A 21,051-nucleotide genomic window follows, 5' to 3' on the forward strand; every position below is an offset into this window, starting at 1 on the left:
TTCTAACGAGAAAACACCTTAACTATCTCCGATATTCTAGTCACTTGAGCTTCCGTTAATTGTGCCCAGGAAAACTGCCATTTCCAGTTGCCTTCGATGGTTCCCGGTGTATTCATGCGATCTTCGCTAGCTAATTCTAAAATATCCTGCATAGGTACAATCGCCAGATTTGCTACCGAGGAAAAGGCAGTACCGATCAATAAATAAGGCATAGAGACCTGAGGATGACCTAAATACCGGTATATACGCTGTTTATCATGATCATTTAATGCGTTATACCAACCTAATGTCGTATCATTATCATGTGTTCCAGTATAAACAACACAGTTATGATCATAATTATGCGGTAAGTAGGGGTTACTATTTGTATCACCAAAGGCAAACTGTAAAATCTTCATTCCCGGAAGATTAAAATCAGTTCTAAGTTGATCAACTTCTGCAGTAATAATTCCTAAATCTTCGGCAACTAATGGAATATTACCAAATTCTTTTTTAACGGCTGCCAGCAATTCATGCCCTGGTGCTTTAACCCATTCACCATTAATAGCCGTGTCTTCGCTGGCTGGAATTTCCCACGCTGCTTCAAAACCTCTGAAATGATCAATACGTAATATATCGAACATTTCTAACTGGCTACGCAGGCGGTCATTCCACCAGGCAAATCTGGATTTTTTTAAATAATTCCAGTCGTAATGGGGGTTACCCCAACGCTGTCCCGTTACAGAAAAATAATCAGGGGGCACCCCTGCAACAACAGACATTTGACCCGTTTTATCCAGTTTAAACACTGCACGGTTTGCCCAGACATCGGCACTATCATAAGACACAAAAATAGGAATATCACCAAATAATAAAACATCTTTATTATTCGCATATTCCTTAAGGGCCATCCATTGACGATAAAAAAGAAATTGCTCAAACTTTATGATTTCAATTGCAGATACCATTCTTCGCCGTGCTTCTTTTAGTGCAGCAGGCTTTCTTTCTTTTAAGGGCTCTGGCCATTGATTCCAGCATTGCTGGGAAAACTCGTTACGTAATGCTACAAATAAAGCATAATCATCCAGCCAATTCGACTTATTGGTGCAGAAGTTTACGTATTGTTGTTTTTCTTCAACACTCGCTAGATTTTCAAATCCCGTATAAGTTTTAGCCAACAGGCAGTTTAGAAAATCATCGTCTCCCGTCTCACAAGTATCGCATTGCCCTGCTTCTTGTAACCAGCCTTTCTGTTTTAATTCTTCCAGACAAATAAGCCCTGGATTACCGGCATGAGCAGACAAACACTGATAGGGAGAGCCGTCACCATGTGGCACTCCCAGGGGTAAGGTTTGCCATACCTTAAGACCTGCATTATGCAAAAAATCAACAAAGTTATAGGCTTCCACGCCCAAATTTCCGGATCCATTCTCATTGGGTAACGAGGTTATATGTAACAATACACCCGCACGTCGATGCGCTAATAAATTATCTTCATTAATGTCCATATTATTTAACTTGTACCTTTACGCATAGTACCACCCATTGCGGGAGCACCGGAACCTTGTGTAAAAGACAAGGATAAATAGGCAGGGGGCTGTTCATCTAATAAGTGATATAAATTGGTTAAATTCAAGCGAAATTGTTTTTCAAAACTACTGACAGCCTGGTCAGGGTTATAATCTCCGAACCACCAAAACCAGTCGGAGCCCTCACAAACTGCTAACTGGAATTCAGCTTCTATTAGCTGCTCTTTGGATAAGTGGTTTGTTGCTACGACCTTATCAAAGCATTTTTTTGCGTCACAGAGCATATCCCAGCCACGGTTTTTATCAGTATCGCCAATCCAGGTAGAGAAAGTACCATATACCCAACTACCTGCCATTAATGTTGATAAAGGCTTAACCTCCACTTTGTCTGCCAGGCATTCTGAAAAAGTGGTCAATTCTATATCCGGATGTTCAGCTAAACGTTTATAAAAGGCATTTAGAAAATGGTAGCCATTTTCAGGAAAATACTCCCATGCATTTTCACCATCCATAATAATAGAGACGACACTCCCCTTTGGTTCATGCCGTGCAATATTTTCCAGGTGATGAATCATATTACCAACTGCATCATCGGCATGCCATTTGGAATACTTAAACCCAATTAAATCCGATAAGCCATCATCACGGAAAAAACAGGGAATATTGGTACCACTGACCTGAAAAGGATGATGTACATTTTGCTTACTATCAGTATCTGAAATATGCAGACTATTATGTAGAACCTGACCGCCCGTTGCTGCCCATGCAAAGCCCGCTTCACCAAGAATTTTCAAGGTTGCTTGACTTACCGCGCCTTCGGAAGGCCAGCAACCTTCAGGGGCTGTTCCAAAAAAGTGCTTGAAGGTAGCAATACCCTGATTAATATGCCACTTAACTCTTTCCTCACCGCCGGGATAGATATCTAAATCTGGTAAAGGTGCGTCTGGCATCGCTTCATGTGTCGATTTTATATCCAGCATTAAAGGCACGATCGGGTGTGCATAAGGCGTTACTGAAAGCTCTATTCGACCTTTTCTTGCCAACGCGTTATAACGATAAATAACGGTTGAAAGTAACTCACCAATTATTTCAATAATCTCAATGCGATCATGTAAAGTAAAATTACTTGCTTTGCTTATTAAGCGTTGCACTCTGGCATCGGATAATTTTACCGTTTCCCCCATCCAGGCAAGATGATACCAGACTAAAATATCCGCAATAAATTGTGAATTGATATATTTGGCTATATCACCATTTGCCTGTACCCATTCTGCCATTTGAGCTAATTCTTTATAGGCCGGGTAGCGATCAATTTGTCGCTCACGATTAGCACGCATACAATCACTAATCAGCTGTATTCTGTCCTCGACATCGACTGTAATCGTAGGCATCACTAACGCTGCCAACAAAGGATCATTTACTTCTATTTTCTCATGTAAATAACAATTGACCTGCTGCGCATAGTCCTCTATTTGCTCCAGCAAAATTGGGGCGAAATTAACTACCGCTTTGGCATCAGGCTCCGCTTCAAGATGTGCCACCATATCCACATAATCTTTTATAACGTGTAGATAGGTCCATGGCAATTGAAACTCACCTGTATGCCTGTCTCTATACTCTGGCTGATGCATATGCCAGCATAAGACCAGTTTTATTTTTTTCTTACCTGACATAGTGTCTTCTTTGACCCAGCATATCTGGTGTTACCAACACAACGCCACCGGGGCTAACATGAAAACGCCTTTCATCTTCAGCTCGATCTTCACCAATAACAGTCCCTTCAGGAACCTGACAACCTTTTTCAATAATTGCTTTAGTAATTCGACAATGCCTTGCTACATTAACATCGGGTAACAGTAAAGAATCAGTAATGGTGCTATATGAATTAACACGCACTTGCGAAAACAACAGTGAATGCTTAATAACTGATCCTGAAATAACACAACCGCCTGAAACCATGGAATCAATTGCTTGCCCTCTTCTATCATCATCATCAAAAACAAATTTGGCGGGTGGCGTTTGTGTCTGATGAGTCCAGATAGGCCAGGTCTGATCATATAAATTCAGATTAGGTTTCACCCCGATCAGTTCCATATTAGCTGCCCAGTATGCATCAATGGTACCTACATCACGCCAGTAGCTTTGCTCTCCACTTTGTAAATCTAGAAAAGGATAAGCATTGACATTATATTTATCAATCACTGCTGGAATAATATCGTGTCCAAAATCATGTGTAGACCCTTTGGTATCCGCATCTTTTAGTAATTGCTCAAATAAAAAGCCCGTATTAAAAATATATATCCCCATCGACGCTAAAGCTCTGTCTGCTTTATTAGGCATCGTCGGTGGATTATCAGGTTTTTCCACAAAGTCTTTAACACGCCTTTTTTCATCAACAGCCATGACACCAAAATCTTTAGCCTCTTCTAAAGACACCTCCAGACAACCTATAGTTAAGTCAGCATTTTGTTCCACATGATCCGCTAACATCGCGCCATAGTCCATTTTATAAATGTGATCACCCGCAAGAATAATAATATGCTCAGGTTTACGGCTGCGTAAAATATCAATATTCTGATAAATGGCATCCGCTGTTCCTAAATACCATGAATCTTCACTAGTACGTTGTTGCGCAGGCATCAAATCGACATATTCGCCAAACTCACCACGCATAAACCCCCAGCCTTGCTGCAGATGTCGAATCAGAGAATCCGATTTATATTGCGTTAAGACACCTATTTTACGTATACCAGAATTGATACAATTTGACAGAGGAAAATCAATAATACGAAATTTGCCACCAAAAGGAACTGCCGGCTTTGCGCGCCAATCGGTCATGTTTTTTAAACGTGAACCGCGACCACCTGCTAGAATTAATGCAATGCTGTTGCGAGTTAAATGACTTACAAAACGATCATGGTGGCGTTCTTCTGAATTTGACATACTCATCCTCGTTAATTTAAATAGGCTATTACTTTATGGTCTTTTATTTGTTACTATTCAATCAAGACTTATTCTACCACCAGAGGCATTATAAAATGAACAAGCCAGCAAAAAAAACTCCGCTTGATTCTGATTTAATAAAAATAATTGAAGCAAAACATCACGACCCTTTTTCAGTACTAGGACGACATACCAACAAAACTATAACAACGATAACGGCTTTTTTACCTAATGCTGATACTGTTAGTATTGTTGGCCAAAAAATCGCAATGCAACGTATCCCTGGTACAGATTTTTTTCAGACTAGTGATGTACCAAAAACACTGGAGAGATATTACCAGTTTGAGATCACTGACAAATCAGGTCATTATTACGAACAATACGACCCCTATGCTTTTGGTTCTGAACTTCCCGAATTTGATCAGCATTTATTTGGCGAAGGCCGGCATTGGCATATCTATAAAAAATTAGGTGCACATTTACATACAGTGGAAGGCATCGACGGTGTTTTATTTACCGTATGGGCACCCAATGCAGATCGCGTGAGTGTTGTTAGCGAATATAATAACTGGGATGGTCGCTGTCACCCAATGCGTGTATTAGGCGGCAGTGGGATATGGGAAATATTTATCCCTGGATTAACAGAAGGCTGCTTATATAAATTTGAAATTCTTAATCGTGATACACAGCAGATTAGTGTCAAAACCGATCCTTATGGCCAACAGTTTGAATTTCGCCCGCAAACAGCCTCACGTGTTGTCAATGAAAGCCAATATGATTGGCAAGATAAGAAATGGATCGATAAACGCATTAAGCACGATTGGCTGAGTGAAGCCATGTCGATTTATGAAGTGCACTTAGGCTCATGGCAGCGTGATAGCCAGGGTAACTTCCTGAATTATATTGATTTAGCACACCAACTAGTAAAATACGTACAAGATATGGGCTTCACTCATATCGAGCTATTACCTATTACCGAACACCCACTTGATGCCTCTTGGGGATATCAGACCAGCGGTTATTTTGCGCCTACAAGTCGCCATGGCAATGCGGATGAATTTCGTTACTTTGTTGATTACTGCCACCAACATAATATCGGCGTCCTGCTTGACTGGGTGCCTGCGCATTTTCCCAAAGATGATTTTGCTTTGGCACGTTTTGATGGTAGTTGTTTGTATGAGCATGAAGACCCACGTAAAGGTGAACATCGTGACTGGGGAACATTGATCTATAATTACAGCCGTAATGAAGTGAAAAACTTCCTGTTATCTAGCGCCTTTTTCTGGATAGAAGAGTTTCATTTAGATGGCTTACGTGTAGATGCAGTAGCCTCTATGCTCTATCTTGATTATTCGCGTGAAGAAAATGACTGGCTGCCTAATATGTATGGCGGAAATGAAAACCTGGAAGCGATCGATTTTTTACGTGAGCTAAATACCCTCACTCATGAACAACATCCAGGCACAGTGGTTATTGCCGAAGAATCAACTTCATGGCCTCAAGTAACGCGCCCAACCTGGACGGGCGGATTGGGTTTTTCCATGAAATGGAATATGGGCTGGATGCATGACATCCTGTCATATATGCAACAAGACCCTGTACACCGTCGTCATCACCATGATCAACTGACTTTCGGCATGCTATATGCATTTACTGAAAATTTCGTCTTGCCTTTTTCTCATGATGAAGTTGTTCACGGCAAAGGCTCCATGCTCAGTAAAATGCCCGGTGATGAATGGCAAAAGTTTGCTAATTTGCGCTTACTTTACACCTTTATGTTCACTTACCCCGGTAAAAAATTACTGTTTATGGGCTGTGAATTTGCGCAAGGTACGGAATGGAATTTTAATCAGGCACTCGACTGGTATGTCATGGATTACTCGTTCCATAAAGGGATGCACACTCTGGTCAAAGATTTAAATAAAATGTATGTTCAGCACCCTGCTCTTTTTCAACATGATTTTGATAATAGAGGCTTTGAGTGGATTGATTGTCATGATGTAGAGCAGTCAATTATCAGTTACTTACGTAAAACAGAAAATGAAACCTTAATCAACGTTTTGAATTTCACGCCTGTTCCACGCGAAAACTATCGTATTGGCGTACCTGCACCTGGTACATATTTAGAAATTTTTAATTCGGATTCAAAATTTTATGCCGGCAGTAATGCAGGTAACGGCCAGGTACATACCGAAGAGACTCCATGGATGAATCAACCATATTCTATTAATATTACTATTCCTCCATTAGCCGGCATTGTATTAAAACTATAGTTATGAAAAAGATACTATTTGTTAGTAGTGAAGTACATCCCCTCATTAAAACGGGGGGGCTCGCTGACGTGGCGGGAAGCCTACCTATAGCCTTAGCCGAACTAGGCCAGGAAGTACGCATTATTATCCCTAAATATCAAGCACTTAAACTTGAAGAAGAGATAACATATCTTTGCACCCTGCGGATTAATAATCGTGATGTCAATATTTTAGAAACCCGGTTACCTGATAGTGATGTCATCGTATGGCTAGTTGATTGCCCTGAATATTTTGACATTCCTGGCAATCCTTATTCCGATGAATTTGGTAATGCATGGGCGAATAGTGCAGCACGTTTCTGCTTATTTTGTCGTGTTGCAGTTGAGGTCTCTCAGAACCGTGCACATCTAGATTGGAAAGCCGACATCGTACACTGCAATGACTGGCAAAGCGGCTTGGTTCCAGCATTATTAACACTAGAGCCGCAACGCCCTTCAACGGTATTTACGATACATAATATGGCATATCAAGGTTTGTTTTCTAAAACGGCCTATTTCGACCTGAATTTACCTGGACAACTATGGAATCCAGGCGCATTGGAGTTTCATAGCTTACTTTCCTTTATCAAAGGAGGAATTGCCTGTGCTGACCATATAACAACAGTGAGCCCTAACTATGCGCTAGAAATCCAAACAGCAGAATATGGCTATGGCTTAGAAGGGCTGTTACATAATAGACACCATGAATTAAATGGTATTATTAATGGCATTGACACAGATATATGGAACCCGGAAACGGATCCGCGTATTGCTCAGAACTATGCAATTGACAGCCTGCCTAAAAAAGCAGGCAATAAGCTAGCATTACAAAAGCACTGCTCACTTCCCGAAGAGCCAACTATCCCTTTGATTGGCCTGATTAGTAGACTAGTTGATCAAAAAGGCATTGATTTAGTAATTGACTGTTTAGGTGATCTGGTTAGTTACCCGGTACAATTTGTCTTATTAGGTTCTGGAGAAAAAGGCTTTGAACATCGACTTAAAAATTTAAGTTATTTATATCCTGATAAAATTTCAGTCTCGATTGGCTATAATGAAGATCTGGCGCATTTAATAGAAGCCGGCTCAGATATGTTCTTGATGCCATCTCGTTTCGAGCCCTGCGGACTCAATCAATTATACAGTCAACGCTATGGTACCTTGCCTATTGTAAGAAGAACCGGTGGTTTGGCTGATACAGTTGTGGATGCAATGCCGGATACCATCGCAGATAAAACAGCTACTGGATTTATGTTTGTAGAGCCTTCTGTTGGCGCTATGCTGGAAACCATTAAGCGCGCGATATTACTCTATGCAAACAAAAGGATCTGGCAACAGTTACAAAAAAATGCTATGCGTAAAGATTTTTCCTGGCAAAAAAGTGCACAACAGTATCTAGATTTGTACAATACTTTGTAAAAAAGATAGAGAGGATCTGCTTAACTTAATGCCATTGAGGTGCAGATCTTTTGCTAGCCTTGGATAGAAAAGTAAAAGCCTGAACGCGACGCGCTACAAACGCCTCCATGAGTGCCCCCTTAAGACGTAAGATAGCACAAGGAAGACTCCGCAAACCAGCATTCTACAACTCACTAAAAAGCTATTCTTCGTATTTTACAAAATAGATTGCCGGCAATAAAAAGGAAGGTTCAAAAGCCTGTAAAATTTTAAAAATGACCTGCAATTGTAAAAACTTTTTGAGATTTTTACGTTTTTTTGCCCCTATAACGAATAATCAGCACGATCAATAATCTCTCCTTGAATGATGACCACCTGACTCATTGCAATGAAAGTAGAGAAAAAGCATTATCAGCAGAACGCCACCCTATCCGGCAACGATTATGTACTGAAATAAATGATATAAATTTCTGCAATCGTCTAATAAACCAGGACACTTCTAAAGGCTGATTTATCATATCATTAGCGGTGAATATGAGTAATGTTTCAACATATGATTTCTTATCAAGTCTGTCATTCTTAAAAGCATAAAATACTTCATTCATTAATGGCGGGGGGCAATTCTCGCTTATGTTCCTTTTACGTATAGCACCCGCTACATCCGTATCAAGTATGTTGCAAGACCAAGCTGCGCAGCTTTTTTTGAGTCCACGTTAATATCTTTATTTGACGAAGCCGCTATCGTGGAGAAAAACTATCACGCCCTCAAATGTAAAGGTTTTCTTGCAAAATACAACGGGGCTTATTCGCGTACTAACCGGCGTACTGGAGCGCATTGTCAAGGACATCTGCATAATTTGTCACTGGATCCACTGGTTGATTATTTTGATGCTTTGTTGAAGTGTTTTATCATGGAGTGCAATGAAACAGCCAGTATCAGTGTGTTTTGGTAAAAATTGGGAATCAATTAATGACTATTAGAAATAGAAACAACCAGATCCAAACTATAAGCATTTTAGGCAGTGGCTGGCTAGGCTTGCCGCTGGCCGAACACTTTCTTACTCAGGGCTACCAAATCCATGCATCTACACGTTCAACTGAACATTTAAACAAACTTAAGTGTGTAAAAGCTAATGCTTTTATCGTTGATATCGATAACTTGAGTGATATTACGCAATTTTTGCAAGCCGACTGCCTGATTATCAATATTACCTGTAAAAATCTTACCAGCTTTACTCAGTTGATTAAGCAAATAGAACAATCGAGTATTACAAAGGTCTTGTTTGTTAGTTCAACTTCGGTGTATGACAACCTGAATAAAGTCGTCACTGAAGCTGAAGGAGCTGAACTTGAGGAGAGTCCTTTATGGCAGATAGAGCAATTATTTAGCCGTAACCTTAATTTTACAACGACGATCGTCCGTTTTAGCGGCTTAGTGGGCTACAGTCGTCATCCAGGAAATTTTTTTCGTCCGGGTAAAGTCGTCGCACAGCCTGAAGCGCCGGTAAATCTGATTCATCGTGATGATTGTATTGGTATTATCAGTGCCATTATTGAGCAAAATGTATGGGGTGAAGTTTTTAATGCTTGCGCTGCGACTCATCCAAGCAAGCGTGAATTTTATACGCATGCTAGAAATTTACTTAATTTACCCACACCTAAATTTGCCAATACCACCGAGACGACTTATAAAATTGTCAGTCATGCCAAAGTGCAGCAAGTATTAAATTATCAATTTATGCACCCTGATCTTATGAGTATCCGTTTTTAGTCACGCTAATGTACGATTAAATATAAAAACAGCCTGGAATAGATTGATTATTTATTTTGCTGATTTATTCCGGAGCCACTAAGCGCAAGCCGAGACCTGGCTGCGTTTCTAATAAACCTTCGGTAAAGGGTTTATCGATAGCTTTGCGTAATTTATACACATGGCTTCTGAGTGTATCGCTGTCAGGCGTTAAATCCCCCCAAAGTTCTTTTTCTAATTGCTCCCGGGTAACTAAATTAGGCGATTCGCGCATCAATATACGTAATATTCTTAAACCTGTGGGTGATAAATGAATGGCCTGACCTTGACGCGTTGCCTGCATGGTTCGCGTGTCCAATTGTAAATCATGTACTTTATAGACTGCCTTATCTAGTTCACCCCGTTGACGGCGGATCAGTGCATTAAGTCGCGCCTCTAACTCTGGCATATCAAACGGTTTGACCAAATAATCATCAGCTCCCTGTTGAAAACCTTGTAATTTATCATCCAGCTGATCTCGTGCTGTGAGCATTAAAATAGGGGTTGCTAATCTTACTTCTGTACGTAATCGTGCGCAAATCTCCAGGCCATTTATACCGGGTAACATAATATCCAGAATGATAGCATCATAGCTTTGCGTAGCTCCCAGATGTAAAGCGCTGAGTCCATCATAGGCATAATCCATAATAAACCCGCTACTTTCTAGATACGCGCCAACCGCTTCGGCAAGATCTTGATGGTCTTCAACTAAAAGTATATTTGCATGATACATAGAGAATTGTATTTTGGTTGCTGTGTCTACAATAGAGTATAGAGTATAGGGTTATGAAGTCTTCATTATATGCTGGATATTAAGTACTTTAGTGCAAAAAACTATTTACTGTATGTTCAATGCTATAATCCAGGCAGAATAATAAATACAGCATCATAGCTGCATAACAGTCCGTGGACTGCATCATAGTCATACATTATTTTTATCTTGCAAGGAGAAAAATCCTCATGATCCGGTTACTTTATATTAGTTCAGCAGTCAAACCAATGAACGACGATGAACTATTAGCTTTATTGCAAGAATGCCGCAATTCGAACAGCAAGGAAGGTATCACAGGAATGCTCTTGTATTGCGGTGAATCGTTTATTCAGGTTTTGGAAGGCCAGGAACAAGATATTGAGAACCTTTTTAACGTTATAAAAAAAGATCCACGTCATACAAATGTAACTGTACTAGAAAAAAAGAAAATTTCTGAACGTAAGTTCGCTAATTGGAGTATGGGCTTTAAAAGTATATCGGATGCAGATTTACGGGATGTAAAAGGACTCAATAATTTCTTTGAAAATGACATTCAATCCGACTATTTTATCCACGAACAAAATATTTTGGCTCTGCTCATGCAGCATTACCGAAAAAAAAGCCGCGCAAAAATAGAGCATGTTGATTTACCTATTGAAAATGTTAAACCACTGATTGAATTTTTGCATAAATCTATTATTGCTATGGTTAATGTACTGGCTATATTAATGGTGTTCGTCATTTTTGTCGGGGTTTGGGATGTCATGTATACCATATATGAAAAAATGTTTATAGAACCTGCATTTCATATTGGTATTGGGGATATTTTACAGACATTTGGCGCTTTTATGGCGGTGTTGATTGCCATCGAAATATTCGTCAATATTACTTTATATCTACGCACCGATATTATTCCCGTTAAACTGGTCGTTGCAACGGCACTCATGGCTGTGTGTCGAAAAGTCATTATTTTTGATTTTCACGACTTATCACCGCAATATATTTATGCTAGTGGTGTCGTGGTGCTTGCCTTAGGCATTACTTATTGGTTGGTCGAACATATTCATGAAAATCACGACAATAGTTGACAAAAACAACTCAATATTATTTAAAGCGGCCAATTTTTCAGGATGAAGCGCTCTATAAAATGACAGGCATGATTAAAGGCAAGTAACCCTGGCGATAGCTTTCTAAGATTTCAATCAGTTCAACTTTATCCAGTTTCTTTCTCAAATAGCTCCGCATTAAGCCTGCCGCCAACACCGTATAGCAGAAACATATTGTATAAAATTTTCGCAAAAATCCAGATGCCAAAGCGGTTCAGATAATCATTTTATACACTTTCACCTGGCCCATGCGCCAACTCGGCGAGTCTGATTTCAGAATATAGCAAGATAAACTACCTAACCATTAATCTTGCTGGCTAACAAAGTCCGATACCCAGGTTATGATGTTTCACAGCAAACACAATGCACACCTTGAGTTTCTCTTAATTGTACTGCCGGTCTGGGAGTTTCCATACCACTCGCGATTGCGAGAAAAAAAGGCACTAACTCAAAATATTCACCCAGGGTTTTAATGATATAGGAATTAGTTTTTTTGTAACTGCCATCTTAACGGACGTCTTGACCTAACAAGCAACTGCTGATACCAACACGAACTTTTTTAGGGTAATTATTCATAGGTGTTTTTTAATTGTTCTGGATTAAGTTTAATGGAAAAAGCTTTAATTAAGCGATTGAGTCTATTTCTATTGGCGTTGAAATCATAATAGCCTTTTCGAGAAGCAGAACGCAATTGAATAAGCTGATTCTCTCTATCCAATCTTGCTTCAACATCATCGGTAAATTTGAAGAAAGATGTTTGAAAACTGGCCCAAAGATAATTTTCGCGAATTTCTTCTATTTTTCCTCCCTGCTCTACAATGCAGGCTTGTAACATTGCCCATGCCTGTTCTGGATTATGTGTGCCAAACGAAATGGGGGCTAAATCACTGTTTTCAGTACTAATACAATTGGGTTTATCGGGGCAAATAGCGAGTTTGCCATTGATTAAGTTTTTTTCTGAATCCGCTAAAGCGGGTAAGCTAAAAACAGATAAAAGGACTACTTTTTTTAAGATAAATTTAGGCATAATGAGAATTTTAGGTCTGTTTTCTATTGATTCATTGAATCTACGTTTAGCTCAGAGACACCCCAGCGCTGCTCTAAATAATTCCGCCGAGTAATAAAAATATCGGCTAATTTATCTGCAATCATCAGTTTGTGACATAAACTGCCAAAGAGGCCAAAAGGCATACTATAAAATACAATATCTTCAAGCATAATACCTTTTTCCTGCTCAGTTAAGCGCACTTCATGACTCCAGAATTTAAACGGACCGATACGCTGTTCATAGATAAAATAATGACCGCTAGCGCAGTGACTGATTTCTGAAAGCCAAGCCATCGGCCAGCTAAAAACCGCTTGCATCGTATAGGCGATCATTAAGCCACTGTAAATTTCTTCGGGTACTGTAGAGGTCGGTGTAATCGTAAAAAAGTCTGGCGTAATGGTATTAAGATGTTGCGGAGAGCTAAAAAATCGCCAAGCTTCATTGCGCGACATCTTTAAGACTTGCTGGTAGTGCAGTTGATATATTTTCATTCCCTGGTAGATGTCTGTGGCTGTTCAGTAAAAATCAACTTATCCACTGCAAAACCTAAGCCTTTTGCGCGAGCAATTAAACGCTGCAAAATAGCCTGATCCAATGTTGGCGTGCGTGCAAGAATCCACAAATAGTCAAGATCAGGCCCCGTGATCATGGCATACTGGTAGTCCAGTTTGTCCAGCGCAATAATGTGATACCCGCCATAAAACGGCCCAAAAAACGAGACCTTCAGGCTACCTATATCAGGCTTACCTAGAAAATAAGCTTTACCTTCCGCTTGATCTCGCTCGCCGGTTTTTATGTTATAACCACTATTAAGCACTTTAAGTCCACCGTCTTCTCTCAAGCTATATTCAGCATTAATGGCTGTTAAACCTCGTTCAAATCGATGATCCAGGCGGGCTATTTCATACCATTTACCAAGATAACGGCTTACATCAAACTGCTCTACAGGCTTAATACCCTCAGGTATGCCTGTACAAGCAGTTAGGATAAAAAATAGGCTAAAAAAAATTGCTTTCATAGGTCTCCACAAGATAAAAAGTAAAAATTAAATATACACCAAATACCCACTAATCGGTCAGATGCCTGCTACGCACATCCTCTACATACTCTTCTAATTCATTTACATCATGTAAAAATACCCAAGTACGTAAGGACTCTTTTACTAACCAGCCATTTTCTTCAGGAAACATTTGATAACCAAACTCTTCCAATAAGTCATGACAAGAAGCAATACGCTCCTGTATTTCCACTGGAATTTGTAAAGAGGGGTGAAATGGATAAAACCACATCTGATACAAACTGATCAAAATTTGTGTCCCCATTGATAGCCCCAAAAAAGCACCTGAAATGACCACTACATAAGCAAAGCCAGGAATTATAGTTGTGACATACCAGGATAAAATATCAATCACCATGGCAATAAAAGGTATCGCAACAATCGTTCGTTTAAGTGTCGAATTGATATCCGTCAGAATAAAGATTTTGCCGGTAAAAAATAAGATAAAAGCAATACCGAATAAGTGTATATGCGATACTTTTACTAAGGATGGTAGAGATGCGCCTTTAGCATCAGCGACTTCCAACACACCTTCATAGGTAGTTAGATTGGGCATGCCAGGGTTTTCATCTGAGCTATGGCATGTTATACAATCACGATTTAATATCGGAGCGACAAGCTGCTCAAACTGATCTTTGCTTTTGCCATTTTGTAACCACTTTAAAATGACAAATTTGTCAGCTTTAGAATTTAGATTTGGCTCCATAGGCCCATTAATTGCAGCCCCTAAACGACTATGATCGTGTGATCCATAATAAGCAATCATGACATCATTAATTGATAGTCCGGGTTGCCCATCCCGAGCGCTATGGGAAAAATATAAATGACTGAGGGCAAATAAATAACCCAGACCAATGGTCAGGAGAAACAAGGTGTCTAAAATACGTTCACTGGTAGAAATGTCACGGAAACGACGGTATCGATTTGCCATAATTCACCTTTTTGTCTTTGATTAGACCGAACTATGAAGCTTAATCAGCGCTTCCATAATAAGCCATAAAATATATGCGATAGTCCAGTATATAAGAAAAAAACATCAAAAGAAGTATCAATTTCCAGATGATTTATCTGTGCGTAAAATTTCAATTCGCCCGGTATTAATAGCAAAAATATACCAACAATAACCAGTTCGGTATAGCTACGTTTTATAAAACAAAAGCCAAACACCGAAAATTGCGCTACAACCATATAAGCCAACATGACTTTTAGATTATTAATCAATGGATTATTAAAATCATCCCCGGTATTTAAAAAACTCTCATGACCAGACATAGCCATAACAGCAGCGATAAAACTAATTAAAATAGCCAGATAATAATTAGCTTCAGCACTGTATTTGAGGGCATTTTTAATAGCTTTAAGTCGAATAGGAGCGATAGTACTCATAATAAAATCCAGTGAAAATAACCCTTCTGACAGTGTTGCTTCAGAAGGGCCCTGTTGGAGGAGAATCTTTAAAAAAAGCAAAAATAGCACTATGTGGCGTCTTTAGACCGCCTAATTAGCCCATAACAACCTTATTTTCTGGTGTTTCGATAGAATCATCCTTAGTGTCATTGCTAATTTCTGGCTCAAGGACGGGGGGCGCTAATTTTTTCCCCGCAAGCAATTCATTTATCTGAAACTTATCGATGGTCTCCCAATCCATTAATGCTTGTGCCATATTGTGCAAAACATCAATATTGTCTTTTAATATATCTTCAGCGCGTTGATAGTTTTTATCGATGACCTTGCGCACTTCGTCATCAATGGTTTGTGCCATTTGCTCAGACATCGGTTTAGCCTGAGCACCCATATAGCCGCCTTCACTATCAGCATAATCCATCGGACCTAATTTTTCAGACAAACCCCATTTTGTCACCATATTCCGTGCTAGTTGAGTAGCACGCTCTATATCATTGGAAGCTCCCGTAGTCACTTTATTTTTACCGTAAATTAATGCTTCGGCAATACGCCCACCAAATAGCCCAGAGATCTGACTGTCTAACTTATCTTTACTGGCACTGTAGGTATCAATCTCAGGTAAAAACATGGTGATTCCCAACGCACCACCGCGAGGCATAATACTGACTTTATATACGGGGTCATGTTCAGGTACATGACGGCCGACAATGGCATGTCCCGCTTCATGATAAGCAGTCCTCAGCAGGTCTTCTTTACGCATGACCATGGAACGTTTCTCGGCACCCATTAATAATTTATCGCGTGCTTTATCCAAGTCATTCATAGTCACCACACGCTTATTATTCCGGGCTGCCAATAAAGCACCTTCATTGACCAAGTTGGCCAGTTCGGCGCCAGAGAAACCTGGTGTGCCACGAGCTAAATCCCTGATATTAACATCTTCAGCCTGAGATATTTTTTGCGCATGGACTTTGAGTATTTGCTCACGTCCTTTGATATCAGGCAAGCCGACATGTATCTCACGATCAAAACGTCCAGGGCGCAGTAACGCCTTGTCCAGAACATCGGAACGGTTGGTTGCCGCTATAACAATAATGCCTTCATTACCACTGAAACCGTCCATTTCCACCAATAATTGGTTTAATGTTTGTTCCCGCTCGTCGTTACCTCCCCCGCCCGTTCCAGCACCGCCACGTTGACGACCGACAGCATCGATCTCATCAATAAAAATAATACAGGGAGCACGTTTTTTAGCTTGCTCAAACATATCACGCACACGTGAAGCACCCACGCCAACAAACATTTCTACAAAATCGGAACCGGAAATTGAGAAAAAAGGTACACCGGATTCACCAGCAATGGCTCGTGCCAAGAGGGTTTTACCTGTTCCCGGTGGGCCGACCAACAACACCCCATGTGGAATCTTGCCGCCGACAAATTCGTATCGGGAAGGATCTTTCAGAAAATCAACGATTTCCATGACATCTTCTTTGGCTTCTTCTACGCCTGCAACATCAGCAAAGCCGATTTTAATATGGTCTTCTTCTAATAATTTGGCTCGACTTTTACCCATCTCCATTTGTCCACCAACTGCTCCGCCCCGTTGCTTGCGGAAAAAATATACCCAAACCGCAATCAATAGCAGCATCGGTGCCCAGGATATAAAAATTTGCATGAACATTGATGTTTTTTCAGGTGTTGCGACTTTAATCTTGACATCATATTCCAACAGTTCATCAATCAACTTTGGGTCATTCGGGTTATAGGTGACAAAGCGTTCACCGTTGCGCTTATAACCGCTAATTTCTTCACCATCAATATTTACTTCGGACAAAGCACCGTTGCGTATATCATGAATAAAATCTGAATAGGAAACGGCGTAATTCACATTATTGTTTTGCATGGTTATTCTGGAGAAAACCGAAAACAAAACAACGCCTATAGTTATCGAGACTAACAATTTAATAATACGAGAGATCATCATCTACTCCTCATTGTTGTTTAGAAAAATACTTAAAGAAGTCTGAATTAGGTTCTAAAAGCATAGTATCTTCAGTGTTTTCAAAAGCAACCTGATAAGCACTTAAACTACGATAGAAAGCATAAAACTCTTCATTTTTACCATAGCTGTTCGCATAAATTTGAACCACTTCCGCATCACTTTGTCCGCGTATTTTTTCAGCATCCCGATAGGCATTGGCGAAAATAATATCCTTCTCTTTATCCGCCTGTGCACTAATTTGCTCCGCTTCTTCTCCACCTTGAGAACGAAATTCACGCGCGACACGTTGTCGTTCTGCTTCTATGCATCGATACACTGAGCTACTGACTTCATCGGGTAAATCAATGCGTTTAATACGAATATCAATCTGCTCAATGCCATATTCTGTAGCAATCGGTGATAATTTAGTCATTAATACCTGACGTAAGTCACCACGATCTTCTGACACCAGTTGTTTATACTTCGCGCATCAAAGGTGCTGACATTATGAATCAACGGCAGCTTAAAATGCAGGCCCAGAAGATAATCTAACTTAACGATTTCGCCTAACTGAAATTTAATCACTTTCACCTATATAAAATATAGACATGGCAGCCAAAATCAAGGCACTTAAGCATATGGGGATTATCATAGTCTGTCTTGAATTCATGATCTGCTACTCCTGCTGCTACGGATATTGGCATTATTAGTGTTATTTGAATTTTTAACTTGCACACCTGAACCTTTGTTTCTATTTTGTGATGCATTGGCATTACTTTGCTTGCCCCAGACTATATATTTGTAGCCAACAACCCTTTACGCCAAAAAGCACTCAATCCTTTAAAATCTTGAAATTTATGCTGTCATGCCCAGAGCGTCATTGCCAGTCCTTGAAACATAACTCATTACTAAACTGTTTTTTTAATTTTATAAGTGCACCATTTTGTATCTGACGCACACGCTCCCTAGTTAAGCCTAATTGGTCGGCAATATCCTGCAAGGTCATTTCCGGCGTATCTTCTAAACCAAAGCGACGATTGATAATATCTGCTTCTCTAGCCGTTAATATTTCAATTGCGCCACGTATAGAGTTTTGCAAATCGGCAGTCAGCAAACTACTCAGTGGCTGAGGATAGTGGTGCTGCTCTAGCGTACCCATTAATTCAGGCATTCCCTCAATGTCATCAATACTATGATTTAAAGAAGTGATTGGCTGATAATTATTAACAATCGCTAAAACTTCTACTTCAGGAATCTCACACAGCTCAGCTAGCTTATAAATACTCGGCCATTGACTGGTTTCACTTAAGACATTGCGCATCGTTTTTAGTACCAGTGGTGCTTTTGCCGCTAAGCTATAAGGCAAACGTACTATCTTTTCCTGTCTTACGATAGACCGGGAAATGGATTGTTTAATCCAATAACTCGCATATGTGGAAAATCTAATATCGCGTTGTGCATCATACCGATCGACGGCTTTAATTAAGCCGATATTGCCATCTTGCATTAAATCGTTAAAAGCAATGGCCTGATGTTTATACTGTTTAGCCAGATAAAGGACTAAGTTGAGATTAGAATTAATCATCATCTGCCTTGCCGCAAGCATCTCTTGAAGCAAAGACTTCATACAACATAACCAACTTTGTATTTCACTACTGACTAAAGACTGATCAACTCTATCAACAACAGATAAAAGCACCTGCTGTAAAAAATTAGGTAAAAAATGTATCTCAGATAAGTGCTGCTGGCATTGCGCAATGATTAAAGCTGAGCCTTCGCCATCCTGAGTACAGAGTAGTTCATCAAAACAACTAATTAGCTTGCATTCAATTTGTTTAGCAGTATCCTGTACAAAACTATCATCTTGTACAGCCTGTCCAGTATCGCTTTTATTTTGGTTAAGTAATTCAGAGATTTCAATACCTTGATTTTGAGAAAAGAAAAATTCCTCGGCGATTGCCTGCAAACTCAGTTTTGAATAAATCAATTGTTTACTCAGCCTGGCGCGTGCTTGCTCCATTTGCTGAGCATACTGAGTTAATTGATCAGAACTCAGTATGCTAAAGTTAATGATTTCACTGCTCTCAATCATCACGGCTGGTGATTTAAATCCACTGTCTGATATAGCTATACTGGAGTCATCTTTATTGACAGAAAAACTCGCCAAGTTTTTTTTGCGCGAGCCAATAACCGTTTTACTCACTGGCTTTGAAATCATTGCAGATGAGCTCCCCGGGATAAAGCAATCTCGCTCAGAAGTAACGTAATTGACAGGATCAGGACGTTGATAATTATTATTTTGAATCATCGTTGTTTGCCTTTTTAGAATTTCTGGATAGAGACACACAAAATTAGCTCTGAAAAAATAATCTGTTGGCAATAAATTTACTACTTTGTACAATATTTGTCAAAGTAATACCATAAACAAAACATAAACTAATGTACACAATCAAAACTGTAGCTACAATGACGGGCATTAACACGGAAACATTAAGAGCTTGGGAAAGACGTTATGCTGCAGTCATACCCGAACGAGATGGACAGGGAAGAAGACGTTACTCGCAAGAAGATGTAGAGCGTTTAATATTACTTGCAAATGCCACTCGCCAAGGCTTTACCATTGGCAAGATTAGCGGACAAAGTAAAGTTCAGTTGCAAGCTCTTTTGGCAAAAAATGAAGTCTTGCCAGCTAACAATAACGAAGCACTATTTGCTGGCATTATGGCCGCCTTAACTGAATATCAAATGGGACGCTGCGAGGAATTATTAAAGCGTGCTTTAATTGCCATGGAGCCTCTCAACTATGTGTGTGATGTATTATTACCCTCATTACAAAGGGTTGGGCAATTGTGGCATGATGGCAAACTAAGTATTGCTCAAGAACACATGTTTACGGCCTGTGTAAAGCGTATTATTCTAAGCATGATCAATAACATGCAATTATCGTTTTCAGATAACACGCCACGTATCATATTTGCCACTTTGAGTGGTGAAAATCACGAGTTCGGTATTTTATTAAGCTCCCTGTTAGCAGTCAGTCAGCGTTGTAACTGTTTTTATATTGGCACTGACCTGCCCTGGCAGGAACTATTAATAGCGAGTGAAAAAATTCAACCGGCAATTATTACCTTGAGCATAGTCAATTATCCGCCCTGGACTAATGTTATCGGGGATTTAACCAGTTTGGCTAATGAATTACCGCGGAATATTCAATTGTGGATTGGAGGGTCAGGTGCAGACTTTCTATTTGAACAGCAACAATTACCTGAGCGGTATATATACACATCATCATTAAATGATTTCAACGCCCGAATTAACCGGGTAATTCGCGTTCCTTAGTTACACGCAGGACTAAGGATTACCGATGCGAAAAACCGGAATTCCGCTTAAAACCCCGAATACACTTAACAGCCACAGAACCACTGCGATGATCACCAGGATATTTAATACCTGCTTGATGCGTGCATCCATTGGTATGTAGCTGTTGACCAGCCACATCAGCAAACCGACGACGATTAGGGAAATCACCACCGAAACCAGTGGACCCGGGAACATGCCCAGGACGCCGAATGCGCGCAGTAGCCATAGCACCACAGCAATGATTACGACGTTGTTCAGGATATTCTTGATGCGGGCTTCCATCGGTATATAGTTGTTGACCAACCACAGCAGCATGCCGACTACGATGAGAACGACCACTAACGAAATTAAATTCATTGCACTTCTCCTAAAATTAAAAATATGATTGAAATATAAAACCATAACTAACCATATCA

General features: G+C 40.0%; 19 protein-coding genes. 6 read left to right on the top strand and 13 right to left on the bottom strand.

The annotated features are described in order from the left end of the window. Positions 1–2 precede the first annotated feature (2 nt). From malQ to glgC, 3 genes are read right to left on the bottom strand one after another with little or no spacing between them, the layout of a single operon-like run. Positions 3–1,487: a 4-alpha-glucanotransferase gene (malQ, locus tag AU255_RS13055; protein WP_080523394.1), complete on the bottom strand. Its 1,485-nt coding sequence runs from the start codon at positions 1,485–1,487 to the stop codon at positions 3–5. A gap of 5 nt (positions 1,488–1,492) precedes the next feature. Further along, positions 1,493–3,181: a glycoside hydrolase family 57 protein gene (locus tag AU255_RS13060; protein ID WP_080523395.1), complete on the bottom strand. Its 1,689-nt coding sequence runs from the start codon at positions 3,179–3,181 to the stop codon at positions 1,493–1,495. After that, entirely contained in the window at positions 3,171–4,451 is a 1,281-nt protein-coding gene (gene glgC / locus AU255_RS13065) for a glucose-1-phosphate adenylyltransferase (RefSeq protein ID WP_080523396.1), read from the bottom strand. Before glgC ends, AU255_RS13060 begins: the two co-directional genes overlap by 11 nt. A 95-nt stretch (positions 4,452–4,546) precedes the next feature. Between glgC and glgB the strand changes: the two genes are divergently transcribed. The 4 genes from glgB to AU255_RS13085 all read left to right on the top strand — a co-directional run bounded on the left by glgB (position 4,547) and on the right by AU255_RS13085 (position 9,910). Continuing rightward, entirely contained in the window at positions 4,547–6,724 is a 2,178-nt protein-coding gene (gene glgB / locus AU255_RS13070) for a 1,4-alpha-glucan branching protein GlgB (protein ID WP_080523397.1), read from the top strand. 2 nt (positions 6,725–6,726) lie between these two features. After that, positions 6,727–8,160, top strand: a complete 1,434-nt coding sequence (gene glgA / locus AU255_RS13075; protein ID WP_080523398.1) for a glycogen synthase GlgA — start codon at positions 6,727–6,729, stop codon at positions 8,158–8,160. A 722-nt stretch (positions 8,161–8,882) separates the two neighbouring features. Beyond that, positions 8,883–9,092, top strand: coding sequence for a hypothetical protein (locus AU255_RS19835; protein WP_143735964.1), 210 nt, complete (start codon positions 8,883–8,885; stop codon positions 9,090–9,092). A 17-nt stretch (positions 9,093–9,109) separates the two neighbouring features. Continuing rightward, on the top strand, positions 9,110–9,910 hold the full coding sequence (locus AU255_RS13085) for an NAD(P)H-binding protein (protein WP_143735965.1): 801 nt from the start codon (positions 9,110–9,112) through the stop codon (positions 9,908–9,910). Between the two features lie 64 nt (positions 9,911–9,974). Here the strand turns inward: AU255_RS13085 and AU255_RS13090 are convergent, their stop codons facing one another. Then, positions 9,975–10,661, bottom strand: coding sequence for a response regulator transcription factor (locus AU255_RS13090; protein ID WP_080523400.1), 687 nt, complete (start codon positions 10,659–10,661; stop codon positions 9,975–9,977). A 227-nt stretch (positions 10,662–10,888) separates the two neighbouring features. Between AU255_RS13090 and AU255_RS13095 the strand changes: the two genes are divergently transcribed. Further along, positions 10,889–11,767 (top strand): phosphate-starvation-inducible PsiE family protein, encoded by an 879-nt coding sequence (locus AU255_RS13095; protein WP_080523401.1) that lies wholly within the window; start codon positions 10,889–10,891, stop codon positions 11,765–11,767. A gap of 586 nt (positions 11,768–12,353) precedes the next feature. On the opposite strand, the gene AU255_RS13100 is transcribed toward AU255_RS13095, so the two are convergent. From AU255_RS13100 to AU255_RS13135, 8 genes are all read right to left on the bottom strand, one after another. Further along, complete coding sequence (locus AU255_RS13100) at positions 12,354–12,812, bottom strand: DUF1499 domain-containing protein (protein WP_080523402.1); 459 nt, start codon at positions 12,810–12,812, stop codon at positions 12,354–12,356. A 23-nt stretch (positions 12,813–12,835) separates the two neighbouring features. Further along, positions 12,836–13,324 (bottom strand): SRPBCC family protein, encoded by a 489-nt coding sequence (locus AU255_RS13105; protein ID WP_080523403.1) that lies wholly within the window; start codon positions 13,322–13,324, stop codon positions 12,836–12,838. Further along, complete coding sequence (locus AU255_RS13110; RefSeq protein ID WP_080523404.1) at positions 13,321–13,851, bottom strand: lipocalin family protein; 531 nt, start codon at positions 13,849–13,851, stop codon at positions 13,321–13,323. Before AU255_RS13110 ends, AU255_RS13105 begins: the two co-directional genes overlap by 4 nt. Positions 13,852–13,900: 49 nt before the next feature. After that, positions 13,901–14,821 (bottom strand): hypothetical protein, encoded by a 921-nt coding sequence (locus AU255_RS13115; protein ID WP_233144669.1) that lies wholly within the window; start codon positions 14,819–14,821, stop codon positions 13,901–13,903. A gap of 44 nt (positions 14,822–14,865) precedes the next feature. Next, entirely contained in the window at positions 14,866–15,276 is a 411-nt protein-coding gene (locus AU255_RS13120) for a hypothetical protein (RefSeq protein ID WP_143735966.1), read from the bottom strand. A 115-nt stretch (positions 15,277–15,391) separates the two neighbouring features. Then, entirely contained in the window at positions 15,392–17,275 is a 1,884-nt protein-coding gene (gene ftsH, locus AU255_RS13125) for an ATP-dependent zinc metalloprotease FtsH (protein ID WP_080523406.1), read from the bottom strand. Between the two features lie 10 nt (positions 17,276–17,285). Continuing rightward, complete coding sequence (gene hflC, locus AU255_RS13130; protein WP_332889055.1) at positions 17,286–17,744, bottom strand: protease modulator HflC; 459 nt, start codon at positions 17,742–17,744, stop codon at positions 17,286–17,288. A gap of 408 nt (positions 17,745–18,152) precedes the next feature. Beyond that, positions 18,153–19,583 carry a sigma-70 family RNA polymerase sigma factor gene (locus tag AU255_RS13135; protein ID WP_080523407.1) on the bottom strand — a complete coding sequence of 477 codons (1,431 nt, stop codon included), beginning with the start codon at positions 19,581–19,583 and terminating at the stop codon, positions 18,153–18,155. A gap of 131 nt (positions 19,584–19,714) precedes the next feature. Here AU255_RS13135 and AU255_RS13140 point away from each other — a divergent pair, with 131 nt between their 5' ends. Then, entirely contained in the window at positions 19,715–20,614 is a 900-nt protein-coding gene (locus AU255_RS13140) for a MerR family transcriptional regulator (RefSeq protein ID WP_080523408.1), read from the top strand. A 12-nt stretch (positions 20,615–20,626) separates the two neighbouring features. Here the strand turns inward: AU255_RS13140 and AU255_RS20425 are convergent, their stop codons facing one another. Next, on the bottom strand, positions 20,627–20,992 hold the full coding sequence (locus AU255_RS20425; protein ID WP_198942637.1) for a Thivi_2564 family membrane protein: 366 nt from the start codon (positions 20,990–20,992) through the stop codon (positions 20,627–20,629). Positions 20,993–21,051: the final 59 nt, after the last annotated feature.

This window comes from Methyloprofundus sedimenti (assembly GCF_002072955.1).
GTDB lineage: Bacteria > Pseudomonadota > Gammaproteobacteria > Methylococcales > Methylomonadaceae > Methyloprofundus > Methyloprofundus sedimenti.